The organism is Selenomonas sp., assembly GCF_057272215.1.
In genome coordinates, this window is sequence record NZ_DBHIUY010000001.1 from 250612 (window position 1) to 273006 (window position 22395).

At 55.6% G+C, this 22395-nt stretch carries 15 protein-coding genes and 1 tRNA gene; 4 read left to right on the top strand and 12 right to left on the bottom strand.

Annotation, left to right across the window (positions count from 1 at the left end; all coding sequences use genetic code 11):
- Positions 1-51 precede the first annotated feature (51 nt).
- Entirely contained in the window at positions 52-810 is a 759-nt protein-coding gene (locus ACO5Z0_RS01085; protein ID WP_485648853.1) for a TSUP family transporter, read from the bottom strand.
- 74 nt (positions 811-884) lie between these two features.
- A complete protein-coding gene (locus tag ACO5Z0_RS01090; RefSeq protein ID WP_485648855.1) occupies positions 885-1880 on the bottom strand; it encodes a pyridoxal-phosphate dependent enzyme in 996 nt (331 codons plus the stop codon).
- A 427-nt stretch (positions 1881-2307) separates the two neighbouring features.
- On the opposite strand from ACO5Z0_RS01090, the gene ACO5Z0_RS01095 reads away from it, so the two are divergent.
- A complete protein-coding gene (locus ACO5Z0_RS01095) occupies positions 2308-2892 on the top strand; it encodes a guanylate kinase (RefSeq protein WP_442672958.1) in 585 nt (194 codons plus the stop codon).
- A gap of 69 nt (positions 2893-2961) precedes the next feature.
- Here the strand turns inward: ACO5Z0_RS01095 and ACO5Z0_RS01100 are convergent, their stop codons facing one another.
- From ACO5Z0_RS01100 to ACO5Z0_RS01130, 7 genes are all read right to left on the bottom strand, one after another.
- A complete protein-coding gene (locus tag ACO5Z0_RS01100; RefSeq protein WP_485648856.1) occupies positions 2962-3390 on the bottom strand; it encodes a hypothetical protein in 429 nt (142 codons plus the stop codon).
- Between the two features lie 128 nt (positions 3391-3518).
- Positions 3519-5003: a GH32 C-terminal domain-containing protein gene (locus ACO5Z0_RS01105; RefSeq protein WP_485648857.1), complete on the bottom strand. Its 1485-nt coding sequence runs from the start codon at positions 5001-5003 to the stop codon at positions 3519-3521.
- Positions 5004-5018: 15 nt separating this feature from the next.
- The gene (dnaB, locus tag ACO5Z0_RS01110) at positions 5019-6344 is read right to left on the bottom strand and encodes a replicative DNA helicase (RefSeq protein ID WP_485648858.1); all 1326 of its coding nucleotides are present in this window, start codon (positions 6342-6344) and stop codon (positions 5019-5021) included.
- Between the two features lies 1 nt (position 6345).
- Positions 6346-8382 (bottom strand): Lon family ATP-dependent protease, encoded by a 2037-nt coding sequence (gene lonC, locus ACO5Z0_RS01115; protein WP_485648859.1) that lies wholly within the window; start codon positions 8380-8382, stop codon positions 6346-6348.
- Between the two features lie 16 nt (positions 8383-8398).
- Positions 8399-8845, bottom strand: a complete 447-nt coding sequence (gene rplI, locus ACO5Z0_RS01120; RefSeq protein WP_485648861.1) for a 50S ribosomal protein L9 — start codon at positions 8843-8845, stop codon at positions 8399-8401.
- Positions 8802-10829, bottom strand: a complete 2028-nt coding sequence (locus tag ACO5Z0_RS01125) for a DHH family phosphoesterase (protein ID WP_485648862.1) — start codon at positions 10827-10829, stop codon at positions 8802-8804. The genes rplI and ACO5Z0_RS01125 overlap by 44 nt, the downstream gene beginning before the upstream one ends.
- 46 nt (positions 10830-10875) lie before the next feature.
- Positions 10876-11835 carry a YybS family protein gene (locus tag ACO5Z0_RS01130; protein ID WP_442676331.1) on the bottom strand — a complete coding sequence of 320 codons (960 nt, stop codon included), beginning with the start codon at positions 11833-11835 and terminating at the stop codon, positions 10876-10878.
- A gap of 333 nt (positions 11836-12168) precedes the next feature.
- Here ACO5Z0_RS01130 and ACO5Z0_RS01135 point away from each other — a divergent pair, with 333 nt between their 5' ends.
- Positions 12169-17166 carry a TonB-dependent receptor plug domain-containing protein gene (locus ACO5Z0_RS01135; RefSeq protein WP_485648863.1) on the top strand — a complete coding sequence of 1666 codons (4998 nt, stop codon included), beginning with the start codon at positions 12169-12171 and terminating at the stop codon, positions 17164-17166.
- 383 nt (positions 17167-17549) lie between these two features.
- The gene (locus ACO5Z0_RS01140; protein WP_485648864.1) at positions 17550-18377 is read left to right on the top strand and encodes an Rpn family recombination-promoting nuclease/putative transposase; all 828 of its coding nucleotides are present in this window, start codon (positions 17550-17552) and stop codon (positions 18375-18377) included.
- Between the two features lie 397 nt (positions 18378-18774).
- On the opposite strand, the gene ACO5Z0_RS01145 is transcribed toward ACO5Z0_RS01140, so the two are convergent.
- A tRNA-Ser gene (locus ACO5Z0_RS01145) sits at positions 18775-18862 on the bottom strand.
- Positions 18863-19118: 256 nt separating this feature from the next.
- Between ACO5Z0_RS01145 and thrS the strand changes: the two genes are divergently transcribed.
- A complete protein-coding gene (gene thrS / locus ACO5Z0_RS01150; RefSeq protein WP_485648865.1) occupies positions 19119-20903 on the top strand; it encodes a threonine--tRNA ligase in 1785 nt (594 codons plus the stop codon).
- A 236-nt stretch (positions 20904-21139) separates the two neighbouring features.
- Here the strand turns inward: thrS and ACO5Z0_RS01155 are convergent, their stop codons facing one another.
- Together ACO5Z0_RS01155 and ACO5Z0_RS01160 are read right to left on the bottom strand one after the other, a co-directional pair.
- Positions 21140-21415, bottom strand: coding sequence for a metal-sensing transcriptional repressor (locus tag ACO5Z0_RS01155; protein WP_442673363.1), 276 nt, complete (start codon positions 21413-21415; stop codon positions 21140-21142).
- A 12-nt stretch (positions 21416-21427) separates the two neighbouring features.
- Positions 21428-22381, bottom strand: a complete 954-nt coding sequence (locus tag ACO5Z0_RS01160; protein ID WP_485648866.1) for a D-2-hydroxyacid dehydrogenase — start codon at positions 22379-22381, stop codon at positions 21428-21430.
- Positions 22382-22395 lie beyond the last annotated feature (14 nt).

Sequence of the window (22395 nt, forward strand, 5' to 3'; positions counted from 1 at the left end):
TATCCGTGCTTTGAGCTGACGTCGATGATTGCGTGTATCATATATCCTCCGTTATTTGCTGAAGAGGTCGAAGAGCTGCTTGCCGATGAGTACCGCCGTCACTGCGATGAAAAGCGGACGCACATAGGATGTTCCCTTCTTGATCGCAAGGCGCGCGCCGCACCATGCGCCGACGATCATGGCGGCTCCCATAGGGACGGCATAAGTGAAATCGACTAGCCCGAAGTACGCGAAGAGCAAGACGGCGGCGAGGTTGCTTGCAAAGTTCAGCGCACGCGCGTTTGCCGCCGCGCCGAGGAAGTCGAAGCCGACGAGTAAGAAAGCGAAGAGCATGAAGGAGCCTGTGCCCGGTCCGAAGAAGCCGTCGTAGAAACCGAATGTGAAAGCGACGACGGCAGAGAGAAGGAGTATGCGCCGCCTCATGCCGCCGTACTTGTTTTCGCGTCCCCAGTCGCGGCGAAAGATGCTGTAGAGGAGCACGAGCACGAGCATGACGACGACGAGCGGACGCAAAAAGTCGGGCGGCACCTGCCGCACGACGAGCACGCCGACGGCGGAGCCTACGAGCGTGATCGGAAAGAGCAGACGGATGAGTTTCAGATCGACCTTGCCGCTTCGGATGAAGGAGATGAAGCTTGTACACGCGCCCATGACGGCAGCCGCTTTGTTCGTGCCGAGTACTTCAAGGAGCGGCAGCCCCGTCATCATCAGTGCCGGAATCGAGATCAGCCCGCCGCCGCCGACGACGGCGTCGATGAACGCCGCCAAAAATCCCATGCCGCAGATAAAGAGCAGCATCTCAATGCCCATGATGTCTTGTCCCCCATTGGTTTAGCTTCTAAAGCACAAGGCGGCTCTTCGAGCCGCCTTGTGACGCTTGTCGTTTATCCCTTGAGACCTGAGCCTGTCAGCGGGACGACGACGCGATAGTTGTCGGGCTTTGCCGTGCCGAAGATCTGCATGGCGCCTGCAAGAGCCGCCGCGCTCGTCGTTTCTACATAGATGCCGCGATGACCGAGAAGCTCCTTGCACTTGATGATGTCCTCGTCGTCTACGATGAGGACGTCGCCGCCGCTGTTCGTGACAGCGGCAAGCATGTCGTTAAGCCGCTTGGGCGTCTCGATGCGGATGGACTCGGCGATCGTATTCCTCTTGGGGCTTGCAGGGATCTTGTTGAACGCTTCGTAAAGAGGCGCGCAGTTTTTGCTCTGCACGGGCACGAGTCGCGGCAGGCGGCCGATCTCGATGAAGCCGTAGTAAAGCCCCAAAAGCATCGTGCCATTGCCGACGGGCATGAAGATATACTCGGGCACGCTCTCGCCGAGCTGCTCGTAAATCTCGTAAGCCATCGCTTTCATGCCCTCGAAGAACAGCGGATTGTAAACGTGCGAGGCGTAGTAAGCGTCGCCGAGATTCTCCTTGACCGTCTGACATGCGCCCATGCGCCCGCCTTCGGTTTTGACGATCTTTGCGCCGTAGGCTGTGATCTGGCGCAGTTTGTCGGGCGACGTCTCCTTCGGCACATAGACCGTGCAGTCTATGCCTGCCGCCGCTGCATACGCCGCGATGGAAGCGCCGGCGTTGCCTGCCGAATCGAGTGCGATCTTGCTGACGCCGACGTGGTGGATCTCGTTGATCAGCGTGTAGGCGCCGCGATCCTTGAAAGAGCCGGTCGGCAGCAGATTCTCCGTTTTCAGGAGGTATTCGATGCCGTCAATTTCAATGCTCAGAAGATCGGTGTGCATGTGTCCGATCATGATATCATGCACGGTCTCTTCATTTGCCGATTTGTTCAGATGAAACATGCCGCCGCATTCGCAGCGATAGTTCATCGAGCTGATCGGATATTTTTTCTTGCACTTGTCACAGTAAAAATACATGGAGCATCCCGCCTTTCGTGTAAACTACACGCACAAACGTCCTTACAGAAGCCTGACCCATCGCTTTGCGCCCTTCGGGCGTGATCTCTTGGGGCTTTATTGCAGTCTATCCAATGTTTCGCCTTGCAGGAAAAGTTTTCTTTACTGGTAATATTCGCTTTTTCAAGCGCATTTCCTTTTCCTTCAGAAACTTTTCACACACCTTCGTTATGATTTCTAAGGAAAAATCAAGAAAAGATAAGCAATTCCGAAGCGAAATATGGTTGGCAAAGAGGGTGAAATGATGTATGATAGCATGTGAGAGGATTCTGCACGACCTTGGTTTTTATTGTTGTGACAGAAGGCTTAAAACGCTGTGAAACGAGAGATGCGCTCTCGTTTTTCTTCTTCTTTGGCGTCTGCCGCATTTTGTTTTTGGGAGAGGACTATGACAAATAAAATTTATGCACTGGTTGGACCGCATGCCTCGGGCAAAACAGTGTTGATTGATAAGCTCATGCAGCTGGGAATTCATTACATTCCGCTGTATACGACGCGGGTACAGGGAAAAATCGATTCGGATGCAAGGTTTTACTGTTTCGTCAGCAAGGCGGAGTTTTTCAAGCAGGAATATATCGTAAATGTCACATATAAGGGAGATTACTATGGCATCTTAAAAAAGGATGTCCTCTCGGCGCTGCAGGAGCATAAGATCAGTCTCCTGATGCTGGAATCGAATGGGATTAAGCAGCTCACGCGCCTGTTGAAAGAGAATCTTGAAACGATCTTCCTCATGGCGGATTATGTGACGCTCGTCGAACGTATGATTCGCTTGGGGCATAAGAATCATGAAATCAAGTATCATTTGGAATATGCGGAGAACAATAGCGAGTTCGACAACTGGAAAAATGCCACGCATGTCGTGAAGATAAAAAGCGTGAACGATCCCGGTACGGCATTCAGTCAAATCCTTGCCATTTTAGGTTTGATGCAGCTTCTTCCGCAGGAGAAGCTCAAAGAGATTGTGGAATAAAAGCAGCCCGCAAGGGCTGTTCTTTATTGGCAGAACTGGCGAAAAATATCTATGAGATTTTTCAAAATATTATTGACAAATTATGAATGGCGTTCTATAATGAACGTGTAGATGAAAGTCGACGACCCTTGCGAGGACGCTTGCAGGCGCAAGGGAGCGTTCCTTGTAGCCAAGATGAACAAGCGCACGGATAGTATCCAAAGGGCGGCAAGCCGACCGCAGCATGGCGGCAGGAAGCGGAACAAACATTTTGAAGGGTTGAGGGGTGCCTGTGGAACTGATGTAAGGCAAGACACAGGTGTCGATATGCAACGAGTCCGAAGAGTAGTGCATCGCGGCGTCCGCTGAAACGATGCCGAAAGCATCGGACAGGCTGACGCAAAAGAAGAGTTGTTCCGACAAATTCCAAGTCCGAGTGGAAAATGCGCCGGCTGTAAGGCGCATGATGCCGAGACCGCTTGATTGCCGAAGAAGAAAAGCCATCGTGATCTTCTCCATGACGGCACGGCAAAGGTTTCATGGCTCCGGATGAACCGAGTATACCGGCGGGGATCGACTTTCGAGAAAAGAAGCCGCAGGCAGCGCATATATGCGCTGCCTGCGGCTTCTTTGGTGCAAAGATCGTCTCAGAACCTGTACTTGCGTTTCTGCGGCTTGCTTTCTCCGTAACGCAGGCGGTCGAGATCCCAGATTGTACCCATGACCTTTTCTATGGGCGCATCGGCTTCGAGGTAGAATACGGGGGGGACGTCCTCTTCCGGGAATACAAGGAAGGAAGCGACTTCTTCGCCGTTTTGGAAGAAGATCTCGATGGCGGTGCGGTCGATGAAGATGTTCATGGTGAGTGAGTGGTAGGTGTACAGCTTGAAGGTGCGCACGCCGCGGCCGCCGAGCTTCATGCCTTCGCGGCTGATCTCGATGGTGTCCGCTTCGCGGTCGTAGAGGATCTTCACTTTTTCCCTGCCGTAGCGAAGTTCGATCTTGAGATGCTGGGTGATGCCGAGGACGATGTTCAGAAGGATTTCCGAGCCGTAGGCGGCAAGCTCCGTTTTTAAGGACGGTACGGCTCTGCCGGAAAGCTCGCGTGCGCTGCTCGCTATGCGCAGAGATTTTAGCTCGGGGGCGGGCTTTGCATAGAGCTTGCCCTGCTTGAGCGATAGGATGCGCGGCATGGTCAAAGTGTGCATCCAACCGTGCTCGCCCGTCGGATAGTCGGCGTCGTTATGCGGCATACTCATCCAGCCGAAGAGGATGGCACGACCCTCGTGCACGCCTATATGCGGTGCGAAGAAGTCGAAGCCGCGATCGAGTTCGTGGAATTTGCCGTGCAGCATCTCGCGCCCGGAGAGCGACAGATGTCCTGTGACATAGCCCGATTGGAAGAGGTTCTGCCAATCGAACGCGCGTCCCGAGAGACCTCGCGGTGAAAAGAAGAGTACATCATGTTTGCCGAAGGAAAGAAGCGACGGGCATTCCCAGACTTTGCCGAAGAAGCCGAGCTGTGTCTTAAGCTCGCCTGCAAAGCGGAAGAGCCCCTTCTCCTCACGATAGAGCAGAATACAGCCGCGAGCATCGTCCGTCGGCTGCGCCTGTGCGCCGAGAAGTGCATAGGCGTGGCTGCTGCGCACGAAAAAGTACGGTCCTTGGAAGAGGTCGGTATAGCCGTCGGGCTGCTTTTTGATGAGCACCATATCCTTTTGAATGACGCCGTCCTTCGTCATGGTACCGAGGATCTGGCGGTTTGCACGCTTGCCGTTCTCTTCGCGTTTGCCTGTGTAGAGGACGCGCAGGTTTCCGCCGTTGATGAAAGCGGAGCCGGAGCCGCAGCCGTCACGGTCGTCGTCGCCCGTCGGCCATAAGACGAGCTTTGGATCCGTCCAGTAGACGAAGTCGCGCGTCTTGAATTCGACCCAGCCTTTATTTTCATCCTTGGTGGAAAAGGGATTCCATTGGCAAAACAGATGGTACTCGCCTTGAAAGAAGACGAGGCCTTTGACACTGCCCGTGAAGCCGAACGGCAGCTCAAGATGAAAGCGGTTGCGCCAACGGTGACCTGCATGGTGCAGCTCGTCCTTCAAACGAGAGTCAAGTTCCTTCTTGTCGTATTCCATCAGATCATCCTACTTTCATTGCATACGAGAGAGATTGCCAAACTTCGTGAACTGCTTGAGGAACGTAAGCTCGACGGTATCGACGGGGCCGTTCCTGTGCTTGGCGATGATGACTTCCGTGATGTTTTTGTTCTCTGTCTCGGGATCGTAGTAGTCCTCGCGGTAGAGAAACATGACGATGTCGGCGTCCTGCTCTAAGGAGCCGGATTCGCGGAGATCGGAGAGCATCGGGCGCTTGATCTGGCGCGATTCGACGCTTCTTGAGAGCTGAGAGAGGGCGACGACGGGGACGTTCAGCTCTCGCGCGAGCGCTTTTAAGGAGCGAGAGATCTCCGAGATCTCCTGCTGGCGGTTGTCGCCGCTCTTGCTCGTGCGTCCCTGCATGAGCTGCAGATAGTCGATGATGATGAGCGAAAGTCCCTGCTCCGCCTTCAAGCGGCGCGCTTTTGAACGCAGTTCCATGACAGTGATGCCCGGCGTATCATCGATGTAGAGCGGCGCGGCGGACAGGCGGTTCGCCGTGTCGATGAGGTCGCCCCACTCCTTGTCCTCAAGCTCGCCGACGCGCAGGCGCTGCGAATCAATGCGTCCTTCCGAGCAGATCAGTCGCTGCACGAGCTGTTCCTTGCTCATCTCCAAGGAGAAAAAGGCGACAGGCTCTTTCGCACGCAGCACGACGTGCGCCGCAATATTCAGGGTGAACGCCGTCTTTCCCATCGAGGGGCGCGCAGCGACGAGGATGAGGTCGGACTTTTGCAGACCCGCCGTCAAATGGTCAAGCTCGGTGAAGCCCGTTGGCAGTCCCGTGATACTGCCCTTGTTGCTGTAACGCGCTTCGATCTGCTCAAGCGTATTCAAAAGGATGTCCTGCAGCGGCACGAAGTCCTTGCTGCGCTTGCCCGAGGCGACTTCCAAGATGCGCTTTTCCGCGCTGTCCATGATGTCCTCGACGTCCTCGGCGTCCTCATAGGCGGCGCCTGCGATCTCCGTCGCCGCATGAATCAGCGAGCGAAGCTGTGCTTTCTCGCGCACGATACGCGCGTGGTACTGCACGTTTGCCGCCGTCGGCACGGAATTTGCAATCAGAGAGAGCGCGGGGATGCCGCCGATCTTTGTGAGCTTGTCCGCTTTTTTCAGCTGCTCGGTCAAGGTCACGAGATCGACCGGCTCCGTGCGCTCCTTCAGATCCATCATGGCTTCGAAGATCAAGCGGTGCGTCTCACGGTAGAAGTCGTCCGCCGTCAGCTCTTCGGCAGCGGTCGTCACGGCATCGGGCTTTAAGAGCATCGCGCCGAGGACGGCCTGCTCGGCTTCGACGCTTGCGGGCGGCATACGCTCCATATCAGACCGCCTCCTTCGACGTTTCGCCGGATGCTTCATCGGCAGAAATTTTGTCGCTGCCGACCGCTTTTTTTTCGGGCTTTTTCAACTGCCAGCGCAGCGGTTCGCCGTCTCTATCCGGAGCAAACAGCACGGCGAAGGCGTCCTCCGCCGTCTCGACGGCATGGATGTCAAGCCCCAAGTGTCCCTCGGGGATGTCCTTGTCGTTCTCCTTCGGAATCACGAGCGTCCGGATGCCCGCCTGCTTCGCGCCGTACGCCTTTTCAAAGACGCCGCCGACGGGACGCACGCGGCCGGCGAGAGAGATTTCGCCCGTGACCGCGACATCCTGACGAAGCGGCTTCTCTGTCACGGCGCTGACGAGCGCCGCGAGGATCGCCGTGCCCGCGCTCGGACCGTCGATGTTGCCGCCGCCGATGACGTTGATATGCACGTCATAGTCGTGGATGCTCTTGCCCGTCAGATGCCGCAATACGGACGCCGCGTTGAAGACGGAGTCCTTCGCCATGCTGCCCGCCGTCTCGTTGAAGCGCACCTGTCCCTTGCCCTTTTCCTCGGCGGGAAAGACGACAGCTTCGATCTCGATGACGGAGCCTAAAAAGCCTGCGACGCCGAGACCGAAGACGTGACCGATTTCGGGCTTCTTCGACGCTTTCTTCGTCACGAACTGATAGAGACGGCTGACCTGCGCGACCTCGTAGATGTCGCTCTTGGCGATCTTGACGCTCTCGCCGTCCTTTGTGCGCGAAAGCGCGAGACTGTAGGCATCGGCGAGGATGTTGATCGCCTTTCTGCCTTCCGTCGTGTACTCGCTGATGAGGCGCACGACTTCGTCGGCGACCTCAACATGGAGCTTCTTTGCCGCATTTTGCACGATCTCCTCGATGTGCTTGGGCGTCAGCGGCTCGAAATAGATTTCCGCACAGCGCGAGCGAAGCGCAGGATTGACGTGCGAAGCGTCTCGCGTCGTCGCGCCGATCAGCACGAAGTCGGCGGGGGCGCCTTCCTCAAAGAGCTTTCGGATGTAGGGCGGCACCTTTTCGTCCGTATGGTCGTAGTAGGCGGACTCGAAATAAGCGCGCTTGTCCTCAAGCACCTTCAAGAGCTTGTTTTGCAGCATTTCGTCCATCTCGCCGATCTCGTCGATGAAGAGGATGCCGCCGTGCGCTTCTGTGACCATGCCGGGCTTCGGCTCGGGGATGCCGCCATCGGCGAGATCGCGGCGTGCGCCCTGATAGATCGGGTCATGCACCGAGCCTAAGAGCGGGTTCGTCATGTCGCGCGAGTCCCAGCGAAGCGTCGTGCCGTCCGTCTCGACGAAAGGCGCGTTCTCGGCAAAGGGCGAGTGCGCTTCCTTTTTGACGGCTTCTAAGACGATGCGCGCCGCTGTCGTCTTGCCGACGCCCGGAGGCCCGTAGAGCAGGAGATGCTGCGGATAGGGCGAAGCGAGCTTCGACGCAAGCGCCTTGACGGCGCGCTCTTGACCGACGACCTCATCGAGCGTCTTGGGGCGCAGAAGCTCCATGACAGACTGCGTGAGATGGATTTTTTCGAGCGCTTCAAGCTCCTCGCGCTTCTTTGCCGCCTGCGGCGACTCGACGGCGCTTTTCTCATCCTTCAAGACCTGCATACGGATGTCCTGCACATAGTCTTGATGGTTCTCTTCGAGCTTTTCCTGAATCTTCTGCTCGATCTTGTCCTCCATGCTGCGCCGCGCCATGATGTCGGCGATGCGCTCGGACAAATCGGCGAGGACGGCGGGGATCTCCGCTTCCGGCGGCACGCGCTCAATCGTCGGGTTCTCGTAAACGATGCGCTCAAGCGCAAGAACGCGCTCGCCGCGAACAGGCGAGCGCATGAGGCGCATGGCGTCCATCTTGCCCGCCTTGATGACGAGCCTGTCCGACCCTGCCTCTTCGGCAAGGATGGCATAGAGCGCATCGATCTCACGGTCTATGCGCTCCTCGCCGCTGCCCTGCGGCGCATCTTCTCCCGGCTTGGGCGCGGAGGAAAACAGACGCTTGAAAAATTTCAGCATGATACCTCTTCCTTGCTCATTCAGCGACGACAAGAACCTTGATTGTGCTCTGAATCTCGGGATGCACCTTGATGACGGCTTCGTATTCGCCCGGGCCTGTGACCTCGCTCTTCAAAGCGATCTTGCGACGATCCAGCTCGATGCCGTTGTCTTTTGCCAGCGCATCGGCGACGTCCTTGCCCGTGACCGAGCCGAAGAGCTTGCCGCCTTCGCCGATGCGCACGGCGACCGTGACGCTGACCTTTTCGAGCTGCGATGCCAAAAGACGCGCTTCGTCGGTCGCCTGCTGCTTCTTCCTTGCGACAGAGTTCGCCTGCTGCTTCGCGGTTTCGAGATTCGCCGCCGTCGCTTCGACGGCGAGCTTCTTCGGCAGCAGGAAGTTCCTGCCGTACCCATCCGAAACCTCGATGACAGCGCCCTTATTTCCGACCTTCTTGACGTCCTGCTGCAATATCACTTTCATCTTGATCATTCTCCTCTATATGTTTCTCACTGATGGCGACGGCGCGCTCCTCAATCGAGGCGAGCGCTTCGCCCTTGACCTGCGCTCCGGCGACGTTTTGGTGTCCGCCGCCGCCGAAGCTCTCCATGATGACCTGCATATTGAGTTCGCCCGTAGAGCGTGCGCTGATGCCGACCGTCTCCGTATCGAGCTGGAAAAAGACGAGACTCATGCGCACACCCTCGATGCGAAGGAGCGAGTCGGCGACCTGTCCCGCGATCGCCTGCACATTGGGGATGACGTCGGGGAAACGCGCTGTGATAAGCCCGCCGGGGTAAAGGCGAGCGCCCGCCTTTGCGCCGGAAAGCGCCCGCTCCGTCTCGAAATCGGCGCGAAAGAGGTGGCGCACGACGACGGGATCGGCGCCGCCTCGCCGAAGGTATGCCGCCGCCTCGAAGGTGCGGATGCCCGTCTGCACGGAAAAATTCTTCGTATCGACGACGATGCCCGAATAGAGAGCCGTCGCGGCGAGACGCGAAAGCACAAGATCTTCGCTGAAATACATCAAAAGCTCCGTGACAAGCTCGCTCGTCGAGCTGGACGCCGGCTCGATGTAGACGAGCAGCGGCGACTTGATGAAACTGTCGCCCGAGCGCCGATGATGGTCGATGACAATGACCTGTGCGATGCGTTCTAAAAGTACGGGCGCGGCGACGAGATGCGGGATGTGCGTATCGACGACAAAGAGGACAGGATTCAAAGAATCAATGCTCTCCATATCCTCGGCGCGAACGATCAGCCCCTCATATTCAGGGGCGTCACCCAAGAACCCGATGAGTTTATCAATGCCCTCGTTCATATCGCTCAAGACAATATGGACAGGCTTTTTGAGATCCCGCGCCATCTTTGCGACGCCGATCGCCGCGCCGAAGCAATCGAAGTCCTCGTTGTGGTGTCCCATGATAAAGACTTCGTCGGCGTTCTCCATGATTTCACGCACGGCATGGGCGACGACGCGCGCCTTGACGCGCGTATGCTTTTCCACCGCCTTCGCCTTGCCGCCGAAGAATTGATTCTTGCCGCCCATGCGCACAGCGACCTGATCGCCGCCGCGTCCGAGCGCAAGATCAAGACCTGCCTGCGCTTCCCTGCCAAGCTCTTCCATCGACTGCTCCTCAGCGACGGCAAGACCCATCGAAAGCGTCAGCGGCAGGCGGTTCGTACTCTGCAAGTTGCGCACGCGGTCGAGGATGTCGAAATGCTCCTCGATGGCGCGATCCAAAGCCTTTCGCTCAAGCACGGCGACATAGAGATCGTCGCTCACGCGCCGCATGAAGCCGCCGAGACCCTTGAGCCACTCGTCAAGACGACGGTTTGCCTCAAAGAGGAGCGCCGTGCGTTCCGCCTCCGAAAGCCCCTGCATGACCTCATCGAAGTTGTCGATCTGGATGTAAGAAAGTACGGCGCGGCTGTTCTTGAAGAAAATCCGCATCTCCTCGTACTCCGTCCAATCTTCCACATAAAGAGCCATAAGCCCTTGGATGTCGTCCGACGTCACGATGGGGCGGTAGCGAACCTTGTAATAGCGCGACTCATGGGAAAATACATACTCGCCCGACGCACCCCAGATCGGCTCCAAAATGATGCCGGGCCAGTAATCTTTCAGCGCAAGACCGGCCTCCGGCTGCTCTCCTAAGTATTCTTGCGTCACATGATTCGTCCAGGCGATACGCCCCTCGGGATTGACGATGACGACCGCCTGCGGCAGACGCTCAATCGCAAAGTTTGTCACCTCATTGACATTGCGCACGACATCGCGGCAGTATGCGTCAAAAGCTCGCTGACGCGCACGGCAGCGCTCGCGTGCAAAGAGCGCGACGAGCAGCCAGACGACGAAAGCGATGGACGCAACGTAAGCGTTGTAGTAAGACAGCAGCAGGACGAGCGCCAGCAAAGCGGCGAGATGAACGCAGGCGTCCACCCATGCCGACAAATTTCGAGGCAAGAAAGCCACCTCCTATGGAATTGGAATGCGCCTCTCCGGAGACACATTACCGCCGACGGCTGAAGCGGCGGCGATAGTCGAAATACATATCGAAAAGCCCCGTGAAAGCGATGAGCTGCATTAAAAATGCGCTCAAGACGGCAAAAGCGACGAGAACCCAACGCCAAAAGCGACCGACGCGCCAATGATCCGCTGCATACCACAAGAGCGAAAAACCTTGGATCAGTCCGGCAAACGTCGCGATGATGTCGCCGTTGAGCGATGCTTCATAGAGAAGCGGTATGCGGCGCGTGCCGCCCCAATAAAGCCCGACGAGGGAAAAACCGAAGAGAAAGAGGAAATAGACGGAAAAACGCCACTCGGAAAACGGCGGCAGCTTCGGCATCTTCTCCCCAACGCGCGAGAGCAGCAGCCCTGCGGCAAAAAAATTCAACAGAACCGCGAGCGCCGCCTCCACGAGGAAAATTGTCGGCGCAAGCAAGGAGACCGTCTCCATCAGCGACGACACCTGCTTCTCAAAAGCCTGCGCTTCCGACGGTGTGAGACTGCCGCCCGACTGCACGGCGGAGCCGATAGCCTGGTACGACTCGCGCACGGCATCGACAAACGGCGCCAAAGGATCGACGCCAAAGATGAGCGCCACCGCTAACAAAGAGACGGTCGTGCCGGAGAGCGACGCCGCCAAGCCCCATTTGACAAGACGTACAGCCGCCCACTTGCGGCGCAGTCCAAAGCCAAAGAGCAAAGCCAGCGGAACGACAAGAAGCATCGTGTGCATAGCTCCCATCGCGCCCAGCACAGCATAGTAAAAGCCCGCCGCAGCGAGCACGCCGGGGACGGTGTAACCGTAGCCGTGGCGCACGATCAAAACGATCAGCGGCGCTGTCCAGCCCAAAAGCAGGAACACGCCCAAGATCGGCAGAAACGGTGCGGCAAGCGCAAAAAGAATCGCCATGATGAGAAACGCCCAACGCTCCTGCGCCGGCGAGATCTGTCGCATCGTCATTGTGTCATCCTCTCTGAACGCGTGCACAGATTCCAAAGCGTGCACGGTTGTTTTTGTCACGATACCCTATTATAACAGAAAAGACGAGGATTGTTAAGGAAGCGCTGATAAATTCAGCCCCCCGGCCGCACGCAGCGCATCCGTGCAAATTCGGACGACTTCATTTTAGCAGAGCTTGCGTCATGAAGTGAGAGCGGAGGATACCTCTATTTGAGATAGATTATAGATTTTTAATCGTCGTTAGGTTAAAAATGTATTTGTATTCATTTTCAGTTTAGATTATAATTGAGCCTGCAATTCAATCCAATTCATATTCGCTAAGGAGGAAATAGAATGGCAAGGAAGAAGTTCCGTCTCCATGACTACAAGCTGCTCTCGCTGGGCGTGGCGCTTTGGCTGGCGGCGCCTTTGAATGCGGCGCACGCAGAAGATGCCCCCCCCCAGGAGACACAGCGCGTCCAGACGGAAGCCGTTGACGTCGAAGCGCAGGCGGCGCAGGAAGAAGCGAAGTACGAGTCGCAGCAGAAGACGATCATCACCAAGGAGGACATCGAAAAGAAGCAGGCGAAAGCCGTTGAAGACATCATCTTCTCCGAGACAGGCGTCTCGCGCACGGTCGACGCTATGGGGCGCGTCGGCATCTCGATTCGCGGCGCAGAGCCGCGCCACACGCTGATCCTCGTGGACGGACAGCCCGTCTTGGGAGATCTTGCGAAATATTCGGGCGCGGCGGACGAAGTCATGCGTCTCGGCACGGAGAACGTCGAGCGCATCGAGATCATCCAAGGCGCAGCGAGCGCGAAGTACGGCTCGGACGCCATCGGCGGCGTCGTCAACATCATCACGAAGAAGGCGCAGCATGAGCCGGGCGTGCAGTTCAACGTCGAGAGTATGCGCCGCGCCGACGACGATCACAAGATCCCCTATACGAACTTCTTCCTGCGCGCCGATTCGGGCGACATGGGCAAGTTCCGCATCGGCCTTTCAGGCAGCAAGCGCGAGGTCATGCCTGTGTACGCGAGCAGGGAGCGCAAGAAAACTGGTCTGAGCGGCTCTGATCTCGACTTTGAGCCGAATGCGCTGCGTTTCTACGGTGATACGGCGACGGTCGGTCTTGTAGGCACCTACGATGCCAATAAGAACAACTCCTTTGAGTTCCGCGTTGACCACTATGCTGAAGATCTCAGCCGCGTTATCAAGCGGACGGACTCCGACCTTGAGCCGCAGCAGCATTTCAAACGCAAGACAGGACGCGACGCATACAACCTCGGCTGGCGCGGCATGAACAAGATCAGCGATTGGAATGTTGAGTTCAATTATACGACGATCAAAGAAGACGATGTATCGCTGATCAACTATGCGGGCAAGTCGGTTTATGAGGGAAAGAACGAGCTGCGCTACGTTGACAACGTCGATCACAGTCAGTTTGACCTCAAGGCATCGGCAAATACGCAGCTCAATGACAAGCATCTCCTCAGCTACGGTTTCGGCTATACGAAGGAGTCCGGAGAGGGCAGCCGTCTCAAGAGTTCACCGAACATCTCGACGCGCCACATCGACCCGTGGGATTATGATAAAAGTCTGCTGGTTGACAAAAAGGATCGCCTGATGCGCGGCGAAGATACGACCAATTATATTTGGTCGCATATTCACGATTATGCGTTTCCGAAAGAATATACGGGGAATCCGAAATGGCTGGAAGAACTTGAGTACTACAACTACGATGAAGAAAAAAATCTCGGCTATAATCCGAAACTTACCTATAATGACTTTACAAAGTATCGACTCCAAGACGGAAAGCTTACGGAGGATTGGTACTACGATCTCTATGTAGGCACGCGTAAGATTACGGATATTGCGCGGTCGAATCTCAAAGCGGACTATGACGAACTTGAAGCGAAACTGAAGGATGAGTACAAGAGCCGACATAATGGCGCGGCGTATCCCGGAAGCAACATTGTTGGCGAATACTTCCAGAAGGGCATTAACCGTGCCGATAAAAATGCGGTAGGTACTCCCACGTTGAACGGGAAAATGTTCCTTGAAGAATATTGGGAGCGTGACCAGCGCATCACGGTGGGCAGCGGCTCGATCCAGCGCTACAATTTCTTCGTCGGCGATACATGGCAGTTGTCGAAGAATACGATCTTCTCACCGATTCTGCGTCTGGATTACAGCAGTCTCTTCGGCACGAATATCTCGGGCAACCTTGGCATCACGCACAACATCGCGGGCAATCCGCATCGCCGCTTCAAGGCGAACATCGGCACGGGCTATACGGAGCCGGGCATGGGCGAGCTTTGGTATAACTGGGAGATGTATGCCAGTACACCGCTTCCCGGACTTTTTGGCGGCGGTGACGCGAAAATGGGCTGGTGGTGGGCAGGCAATCCCAACCTCAAGCCTGAGAAATCTTTCAATATTGACATGAGCATCGAGGGGGAAACAAAGGATACGTATGCGCGTGTCGGCATTTTCCACAACCGCATCCGCGATTACATGTCTGTTTACTACACAGGAAAAATTCTTGATTTTGCACCGTATATCAAGGATCCAAATCAAAAATGGATGCGTGCGCCGGATTTGATTTACAGCTTCAAGAACATCGGACAGGCAGAGATCACGGGTCTTGAGGCAGAAGTGAGCCACAAGCTCAGCCCCTTCTGGAATGTGAAGCTCGGCTATACATGGCTCTATGCACTCAATAAGACGGATCCCTTGATGCCGGATCGGCTTCTTGACCGCCCGAAACATAAGATCGACATCGCGTTTGCCTACGAAAACAAGCAATACGGTTGGAGCGGTCAGATCTGGGGCGATTACTATATCGATATGCTCGACAGCAATACGCTTGCGAATGGTGCAAACTATTGGACGGACTATCTGAAGGGCGGATTGGCGCTCGACCAGAAGCACGCATATCAAAATAAGACTTTTGGCATTTGGAACATCATGATCCAGAAGCAGCTTTCGCCCGACGCCATGATCTACTTCGGCGTCAACAACCTCTTCAACCATCGTGACGACGACCGTGCAACACAGGAGCGCATCTATCGCTTCGGCGCGAACTTCAAGTTCGATACGGCATGGAAGAAGAAGGTCAGAAAGGCGGCAGGCACTCCCGTAGCGCTCAACGAAACGGCAGAGGACGAAGCGCCGCGCCTGCAGGGCTTCCTGCTCAAAGACTTCGATGAGAGCCGCAAGGAAGGCGTCGAGTTCTTCGGCGACTATCAGATGCGTTGGAACGCGCACAACGGCACGAATCGCCCGCAGTCAACGTATACAGAGAATTCTTCCGTCAGCGAAGCGGCGCAGAAGAATATGCTTGATGCGGACGGTCATGCGTTCGAGCAGCGCGTGCGCGTCGGCGCAAGCGCACGTCTCGGCGAGAACACCGATCTCACCGTCGTCGGCAGCCTGTCGGGCAGAGGCGACGTCGATACGGCAGAAAGTCTGCCCGAAAAGAAGGGCTTGAGCGAAGCGCGGCTGGAGCGTGCGGCTCTGACACACAAGGCGAAGGATTGGACCTTTGCGCTCGGCCGCATCCAAGAGCCGATGGGCGTCACGGGCTATTGGTTCGGCAAGGAATACGACGGCGTGCGTGCCGTCTATACGAACACTGCGAAGGATATGCAGGTGCGCTTGGGCTTCGGTACATTCAAGCACTCGACAGGTGTAGCGGACACGGCATATACGCATGTGACAAATCAGTCGTTCTATCGGCCGCCGACAGCCGCCGAGTTCCTCGGACTTGATCGGGATGTGCCGGATCGGGCGCATGCAGCTGATGCCGGCGATCAGGCGTATGCTGCTGCGAAGGCGGCAGGCGATACGGCGCAGACGCAGAATCTATACTTCTATCAGCAGCTCAAGGATGCTCCGACGATTGCGGACAAAATGGAAGTATTGAAGCGGATGCAGTCCATCGTCAATCAGGCGTATGGCAGCGATCTTGCGAAGAAAACCATTCCGCTGCGCCCGCCGACGTTTGGTTCCTATGTCTACTATAGGATCAAAGATTCGCATGGCAATGTAAAGATCAAGAAGGCGCCGGTGAATTTCAACGGTCCCGAGGGAGAAACCACCCCAGCAGGCAAGGCGTGGGCAAGGGATATGGAAAAGAAATTTTCCATCAAGCCGACCGATCCCGACGCATTGCAGTCCGATGGCTCGTATTTCCAGAAGCATTCTGCGGAAGTGGAAAGCACCTATAAAGAGATTGCGGAATACAGGGCGCGGGAAAACTGGAGAGACTACAAATTCGATTCTGAGGGAAACCCTACGAGTCAGTCCTTGGGCGAGGTTTGGGAGCTGTCTTCCGGGCGGGGGAAATCCTCAAGCGATTGGACAACGAAATCCGACGATTATACATTTGACGGCGTGGTTGGCACCTACGAAGATAAATATGAATGGGGTGAACCCAGCCCGTACAAATATAAGCTTACGAATGTCGATGTCCTAAAGTTCTTCAAAGAGGAGCTTTACCAAAAGCCTTCTGCAGATGCGAACAGCAATTACGGCTTATCCAATATGAGCCAGATGGGCTATGAGTATCTTCAGCTTCTTGATAAGATCGTATCGGAGGCTGAATCCGGCAACAAGCTGCCTCGCGCTTCTTTAGGCAATGTTGTCGGCAACCTCATCAAGACGACGGGCGTCGTCCTTGAAAAGGACGATATCCCGCCGATCGACAAGGCGTTCTACCTGCAGGTCAGAAAAGAGCTTGCGCCGAATCTCGGCGTGACGGCATGGTATCTGCGCTCCGTCGGCGATAAGAGCCATACGATTCTCGCAGCGAACGGCAAGGGCAACGATGAGCATACGTTCGACCAACTCGCGAACGTCATCGGCGTCGGCGCCAAGTGGCAGGTCGGCAAGAAGACCGCCGTTTCCTTCGACTACGGGCAGAATCGCTCCGCATTCGGCAAGTATATGAACGGTCATTCGACCTTCGATCATCCTGCGCGTACCGATATCTTCACGCCGCGCGGACACCAGGACGGCGGTGTGCCGACCTTCTGGACGGCGCGTCTTGACATCGGCGAAGCCGATATGGACAAGCCCGGCACATGGAATGCGTTCGTGGACTACAAGCATTTCGAGCACGGCTCCTTCTTCGGCGGCAACGGTACGGACTACCTGCCCGACCGCTACCTCGACGGCATCGAAAGCTTCTCCATCGGCGGCGGCTACGTCCCCGCGAAGAACTGGCTCTTGGAGCTTTTCTACACCTTCGACGCCAAGAGCACAAACCAGCGCGACACCTTGCACGGCCCCGAGACCTTCAAGCTCGGCAACTTCGCAAGGGCGCAGGTCACCTACCGCTTCTAAGAAGCCGCTTACCGATGCGAATCAGCCGCAAGCGGTGAAACGACAGCAAGCAAACGACCGCAGACCTTTTCCGTCTGCGGTCGTTTTGTTATGTATTACGACCCACAAATTAAATGCGAGGATGCTACACGGCATCCTCGTTTTCTATATCATCGCTATCACCAAACCACACATGCAAAATCTCATTCCTGCAAACGCTCGGCGTCATATCGCTTGAGCACATCTTCATCGACGGAACCAAGATCGAATCTGTCGCAACAAATACAAATTCATCTGGAAGAAGACCGTCCTGAAAAAATTACGTTTTTGGCACGCAAGAGAAATGACAATCTTGCAAAAAAGAGGAAATCCCTATAAGATATAGGTAGATCATTTGATTTGAGGTGATTATCATTGAACTCGAACAAAAGAAAAGTCGATACCTTGAGAAGATCAAGCAGCTTCGGTTGATGGATGACACGTTCTTTAACAGTTGCTTTGATGGGAATATTCCCTGTATGGAGGTCGTACTCCGTGCCGTCATGGGCAATAACCGTCTAATCGTGACGGAGGTCATCACGCAACAGAGTGTGCCAAATCTATACGGACGTGCCGTACGATTTGATGCACTCGCAACGGATGGCGAGAACATCTACGATGTAGAGATACAGCGCAGCGACGAGGGAGCAGTTCCCCGTCGTGCGAGATTCAACAGCAGCATGATTGATTCCCGTGAGGTCAGTAAAGGAACACTCTTCCCCGATCTGCCCGAAACATACGTCATCTTCATCACGGAGCATGACGTATGGAAACGAGGGAAACCGCTCTACAAGGTGCGCCGAACATTCGAGGACACCGAGGAGGTTTTCGACGACGGCGCACACATTCTATACGTCAACGGGGAATGTCAGAGTGAACGCCCGCTCGGAAAGCTCATGCATGACTTCTTTTGCAGTGATCCGAATGATATGTACAGTGATGTGCTTGCTGAGCGCGCGCGTTTTTTCAAAGAAGATGAAAAGGGGGTAACAGCTATGTGCAGGGTAATGGAAGAACTGTATAACGAAGGTGTTGCGGAAGGAACTATGCAAGGAGAGGTGCGCGGTGCAGAGACAGAACGCCTGAAAAACATCAAGAGCCTGATCCAGCGCATGGGAATCTCCGCCGAAGCCGCGATGGACGCGCTGAGTATTGCAAAAGACGAGCAGTCCAAGTACCTGGCACTCCTATAACGGAGAAAGGTGCATCACGTTTCTCCGAAAAGTGATGCACTGTCCACCAGAGTATTGTCCCCTCGTCCCGCCTGTCCATGCAAATAACAGGGTATGGATACCACCACAAACACGGGTATTCTGCAAAAAAGGCATCGGACAAGGGACAAAAGAGAGCTTTTCGTCCGCTGAGAAGGAAATCAAACAGACCCTTCCAAGAGTTCAAAAGTGATGCACGAACGAATCTGAGGATGCTGCACGGCATCCTCTTTTTCTATGTCGTAGTCGCAAATTTTACAGCATCAAAAAACGAGTTCAAAATCTCTAGTGCCCAAAATGTGCCCAAAATCCTATTTTTCGCCCCAAAATGGACACAGAAAAGGCTTCGTGGAAATCTCCACGAAGCCTTATTTTTCAATGGCGGAGAGGGTGGGATTCGAACCCACGGTACATTGCTGCACACTTGATTTCGAGTCAAGCACCTTCGACCACTCGGACACCTCTCCTCAAAGGTACTTCGCTAGTGTATCATATCTCTTGCTGCTTGTAAAGGGTGCATCGCACATTTCTTGGCGATCAGCGCATTTGGAAACTGCCCGCTTGGCTGTTGCAATTAAGCAAGCTGTCCGAATTCCTTTGATATTCGAGCGCGTCGTGACAAATTTATCGTTTTGCACTATAATAATAGAAGAAACTGTGCAAGGCGCCGCTCGCTTTTCTGCGCATAGCGATTGTACAAATGTCCAATAAAGGGGAAACAGCATGGATAAAGAACAATTTCTGCACGTCTACCGCCACTCGTTGGCACATGTGCTTGCAAAGGCTGTCATCGAAGTTTTCGGCAAGGAGACGCAGTACGCCATCGGACCGGAGATCGCCGATGGCTTCTACTACGACTTTCTCTTGCCGCGTGCGGCGACGAACGACGACCTCAAGACCATCGAAGAGAAGATGAAGGAGATCTTGAAGCGCAAGGAAGATTGGAAGCGCGAGGAGATTTCCAAGAAGGACGCGCTCGCACTCTTTTCCGATCAGAAGTTCAAGGTCGAACTCATCGAGGATCTGCCCGACGACGAGATCTTGACGACGTACCGCACGGGCGATGACTTCGTCGACCTCTGCCGCGGACCGCACGTCGAGAACTCTGCCGCGCTGTTGTCTGCCGCATGGCAGCTTCGCTCGATGTCCGGCTCTTACTGGCGCGGCGACGAGAAGCGCGATCAGCTCACGCGCATCTATGCCTACGCTTTCCCGACGAAGGAGGAGCTGAAGGCGCACCTCGCTTTCATCAAGGATGCGCAGGAACGCGACCACAAGAAGATCGGACCGCAGCTCGACCTCTTCATGTTTGACGAGACGGCGCCCGGTATGCCCTACTGGCTGCCGCGCGGCTGGAAGCTCTTCAACGCACTGTTGGAATTCTGGCGCGGCATTCATGAGGCGCACGGCTATCAGGAAGTTTCCGCGCCCGTCATCAACAATAAGCGCCTCTGGGTCACGAGCGGTCATTGGGCGCATTACAAGGAAAATATGTTCCTGATTCCCGGTGCAGACGGCGATATCGAAGCGGACGACACGTTTGCGATCAAGCCGATGAACTGCCCGAACGCCATCAAGATCTACCAGCGCAAGACGCGCTCCTACCGCGATCTGCCGATTCGCTACAACACGGTCGACGTCATCCACCGCAAGGAGAAGTCGGGGGAGCTTAACGGTCTCTTCCGCGTGCAGCTCTTTCGTCAGGACGACGACCACACCTTCCTCATGGAAGATCAGATCGCCGCTGAGATGGGCGACATCATGGATATCGCCGACGAGATCTATTCGACGCTCGGCATGAGCTGTAAGGCGGAGCTTTCGACGCGCCCCGACGATTTTATGGGCGACATTGAGACGTGGGATATCGCCGAGAAGGAGCTCAAGGCGATCCTCGACCGCAAGTACGGCGAGGGCAATTACGAGATCAACGAGGGCGACGGCGCTTTCTACGGCCCGAAGATCGACCTCAAGATGAAGGACGCGCTTGGCCGCGAGTGGCAGGTCGGCACCTTGCAGCTCGATTTCCAGCTGCCGCAGAACTTCGACCTCAAGTACATCGCCAAGGACGGCAGCCACAAGCAGCCCGTCGTGCTGCACCGCGCGATCTTCGGCTCGATGGAGCGCTTCATCGGCGTCCTCATCGAGAACTTCAAGGGCGCGTTCCCCTTCTGGCTCAGTCCCGTGCAGGTCGGCATCGTGCCGATCCGCCCCGAGCACAACGACTATGCGAAGAAGGTCGCGCAAAAGCTCTTCAAGAGCCGCATCCGTTTCGAGGTCGATTATGCCGACAAGAACATGCGCGAGAAAATCAAGGGCTTCAAGCACTACAAGGATCCCTATATCCTCGTGCTCGGCGATAAGGAAGCTGCGGAAAACACCGTATCCATCAACGTGCGCGGTACGAACGAACAGCGCAAAGACGTGCCGCTTGATACGTTCATCGAGATGTGCCGCACGATGAACGAAGAGCGCAGTCTGGAACTTATGACGAAGGTTCCCGAGGAATAAACTTTCAGGATATATGTTCAGCCATCACGCGAAATGGCATGGGTTGCTTTTTCGCCCGCTTCCTGCGCAGCTTTATCAAGGTGGCACGCTGAAATATGTCCTCACGCCTTACAGAAGCCTAGCCAATCGGTCTCTGCCTTTGGTTTGACCTCTTGGGGCGTCACCGTAATGTTTGGTCTATCATAAGTAAAGGCTTCCGAGCTTGTTGCCCGGAAGCCTTTTTGACTGAGGTTTTATCATCCCATATTGGCAAAGCGTTCGACTGCTTTGGTGAAGCTCTCTACGGTCTTTTCCGCGTCGCCGTGCGCGATGCCGTCTTTGACACAGTGCTGGATATGTCCTTCGAGAACGACTTGACCGCATTTGTGCAGAGCGGCTTTTGCGGCATTGATCTGCGAGAGAAGGTCTTCACACGGGATGTCCTTCTCGATCATGCGGTCGATGGCCTCGACTTGTCCGCGAATTTTCCGCAGTCTGCGGTGCAGGTTCTTCATGTCCATACATTGACGCATCGGAATCCCTCCTCAATGCTTGTAGCCCGTATTGCGATCCACGAGATTTTCGAGCGATACGCCATGCAGGAAAGCGCTGAGATTTCTCGCGGCGATCTGCACGATCTTGTCCTGTGTTGCGCTCAAGTGATCGTCGCCGGAGATGTGCGGCGTGATGTAGACGTTCGGCGTGCGCCAAAGCGGGTGATCGGCAGGCAAAGGCTCGGGGTCGGTGACGTCGAGCGCCGCGCCTGCGAGACGTCCCGCCTGCACTGCTTCGATGAGGTCGTCGGTGACGACGGCGCTGCCGCGTCCGATGTTCAGGAAGTAGGCGCCTTTCTTCATCGCAGCGAAACGCTCCTTGCAGAAAAGCCCTGTCGTCTCGCTCGTCCCCGGCAAGACGGACACGACGACGTCGGCGCGTACAAGGAGTGCGGGAAGCTCTGCCATCGTGCCAAGCTCGTCGATGCCGACAGGCTTCGCTCCGGCGCGGCGGCGCACACCGATGACGTAAGCGCCGAGCGCTTTGACGCGACGGGCGAACGCGCGTCCGATGTCGCCGATGCCAAGAATCAGCACGGTCGCATCCTCGATCGAGGCGACGGCGCCCTCATCGCGCCAAAGCCCCGCTTTTTGGTTGTCATAATAGGGATAGAGCTTCTTCATCATCGCAAGAAGCTGCGCGAGGAGATGCTCAGAGAGCGCAAGACCATAAGCGCCCGTCGCGTTCGTCAAGAGGACGTCATCCTTCAACAACCCGTCTTTACAGTAGATGTCCGCCCCAGCCGTGTTGAGCTGCAGCCAGCGCAGTTTCTTTGCCGCAGGCAAAAGTTCTGTCGGCACGTTGCCAATGATGGCATCGACGTCGGCGAGGTCGCTTTCTGTCACCTGATCGGTGGGAAGGAAGCGAAGCTCAGCGTCTGCCGCGCTCTTTTGCAGCCACTTTTTATGATGATTTTTTACTTTTAGGACAACGAGAATTTTCATAGCAGTCTCCTTTG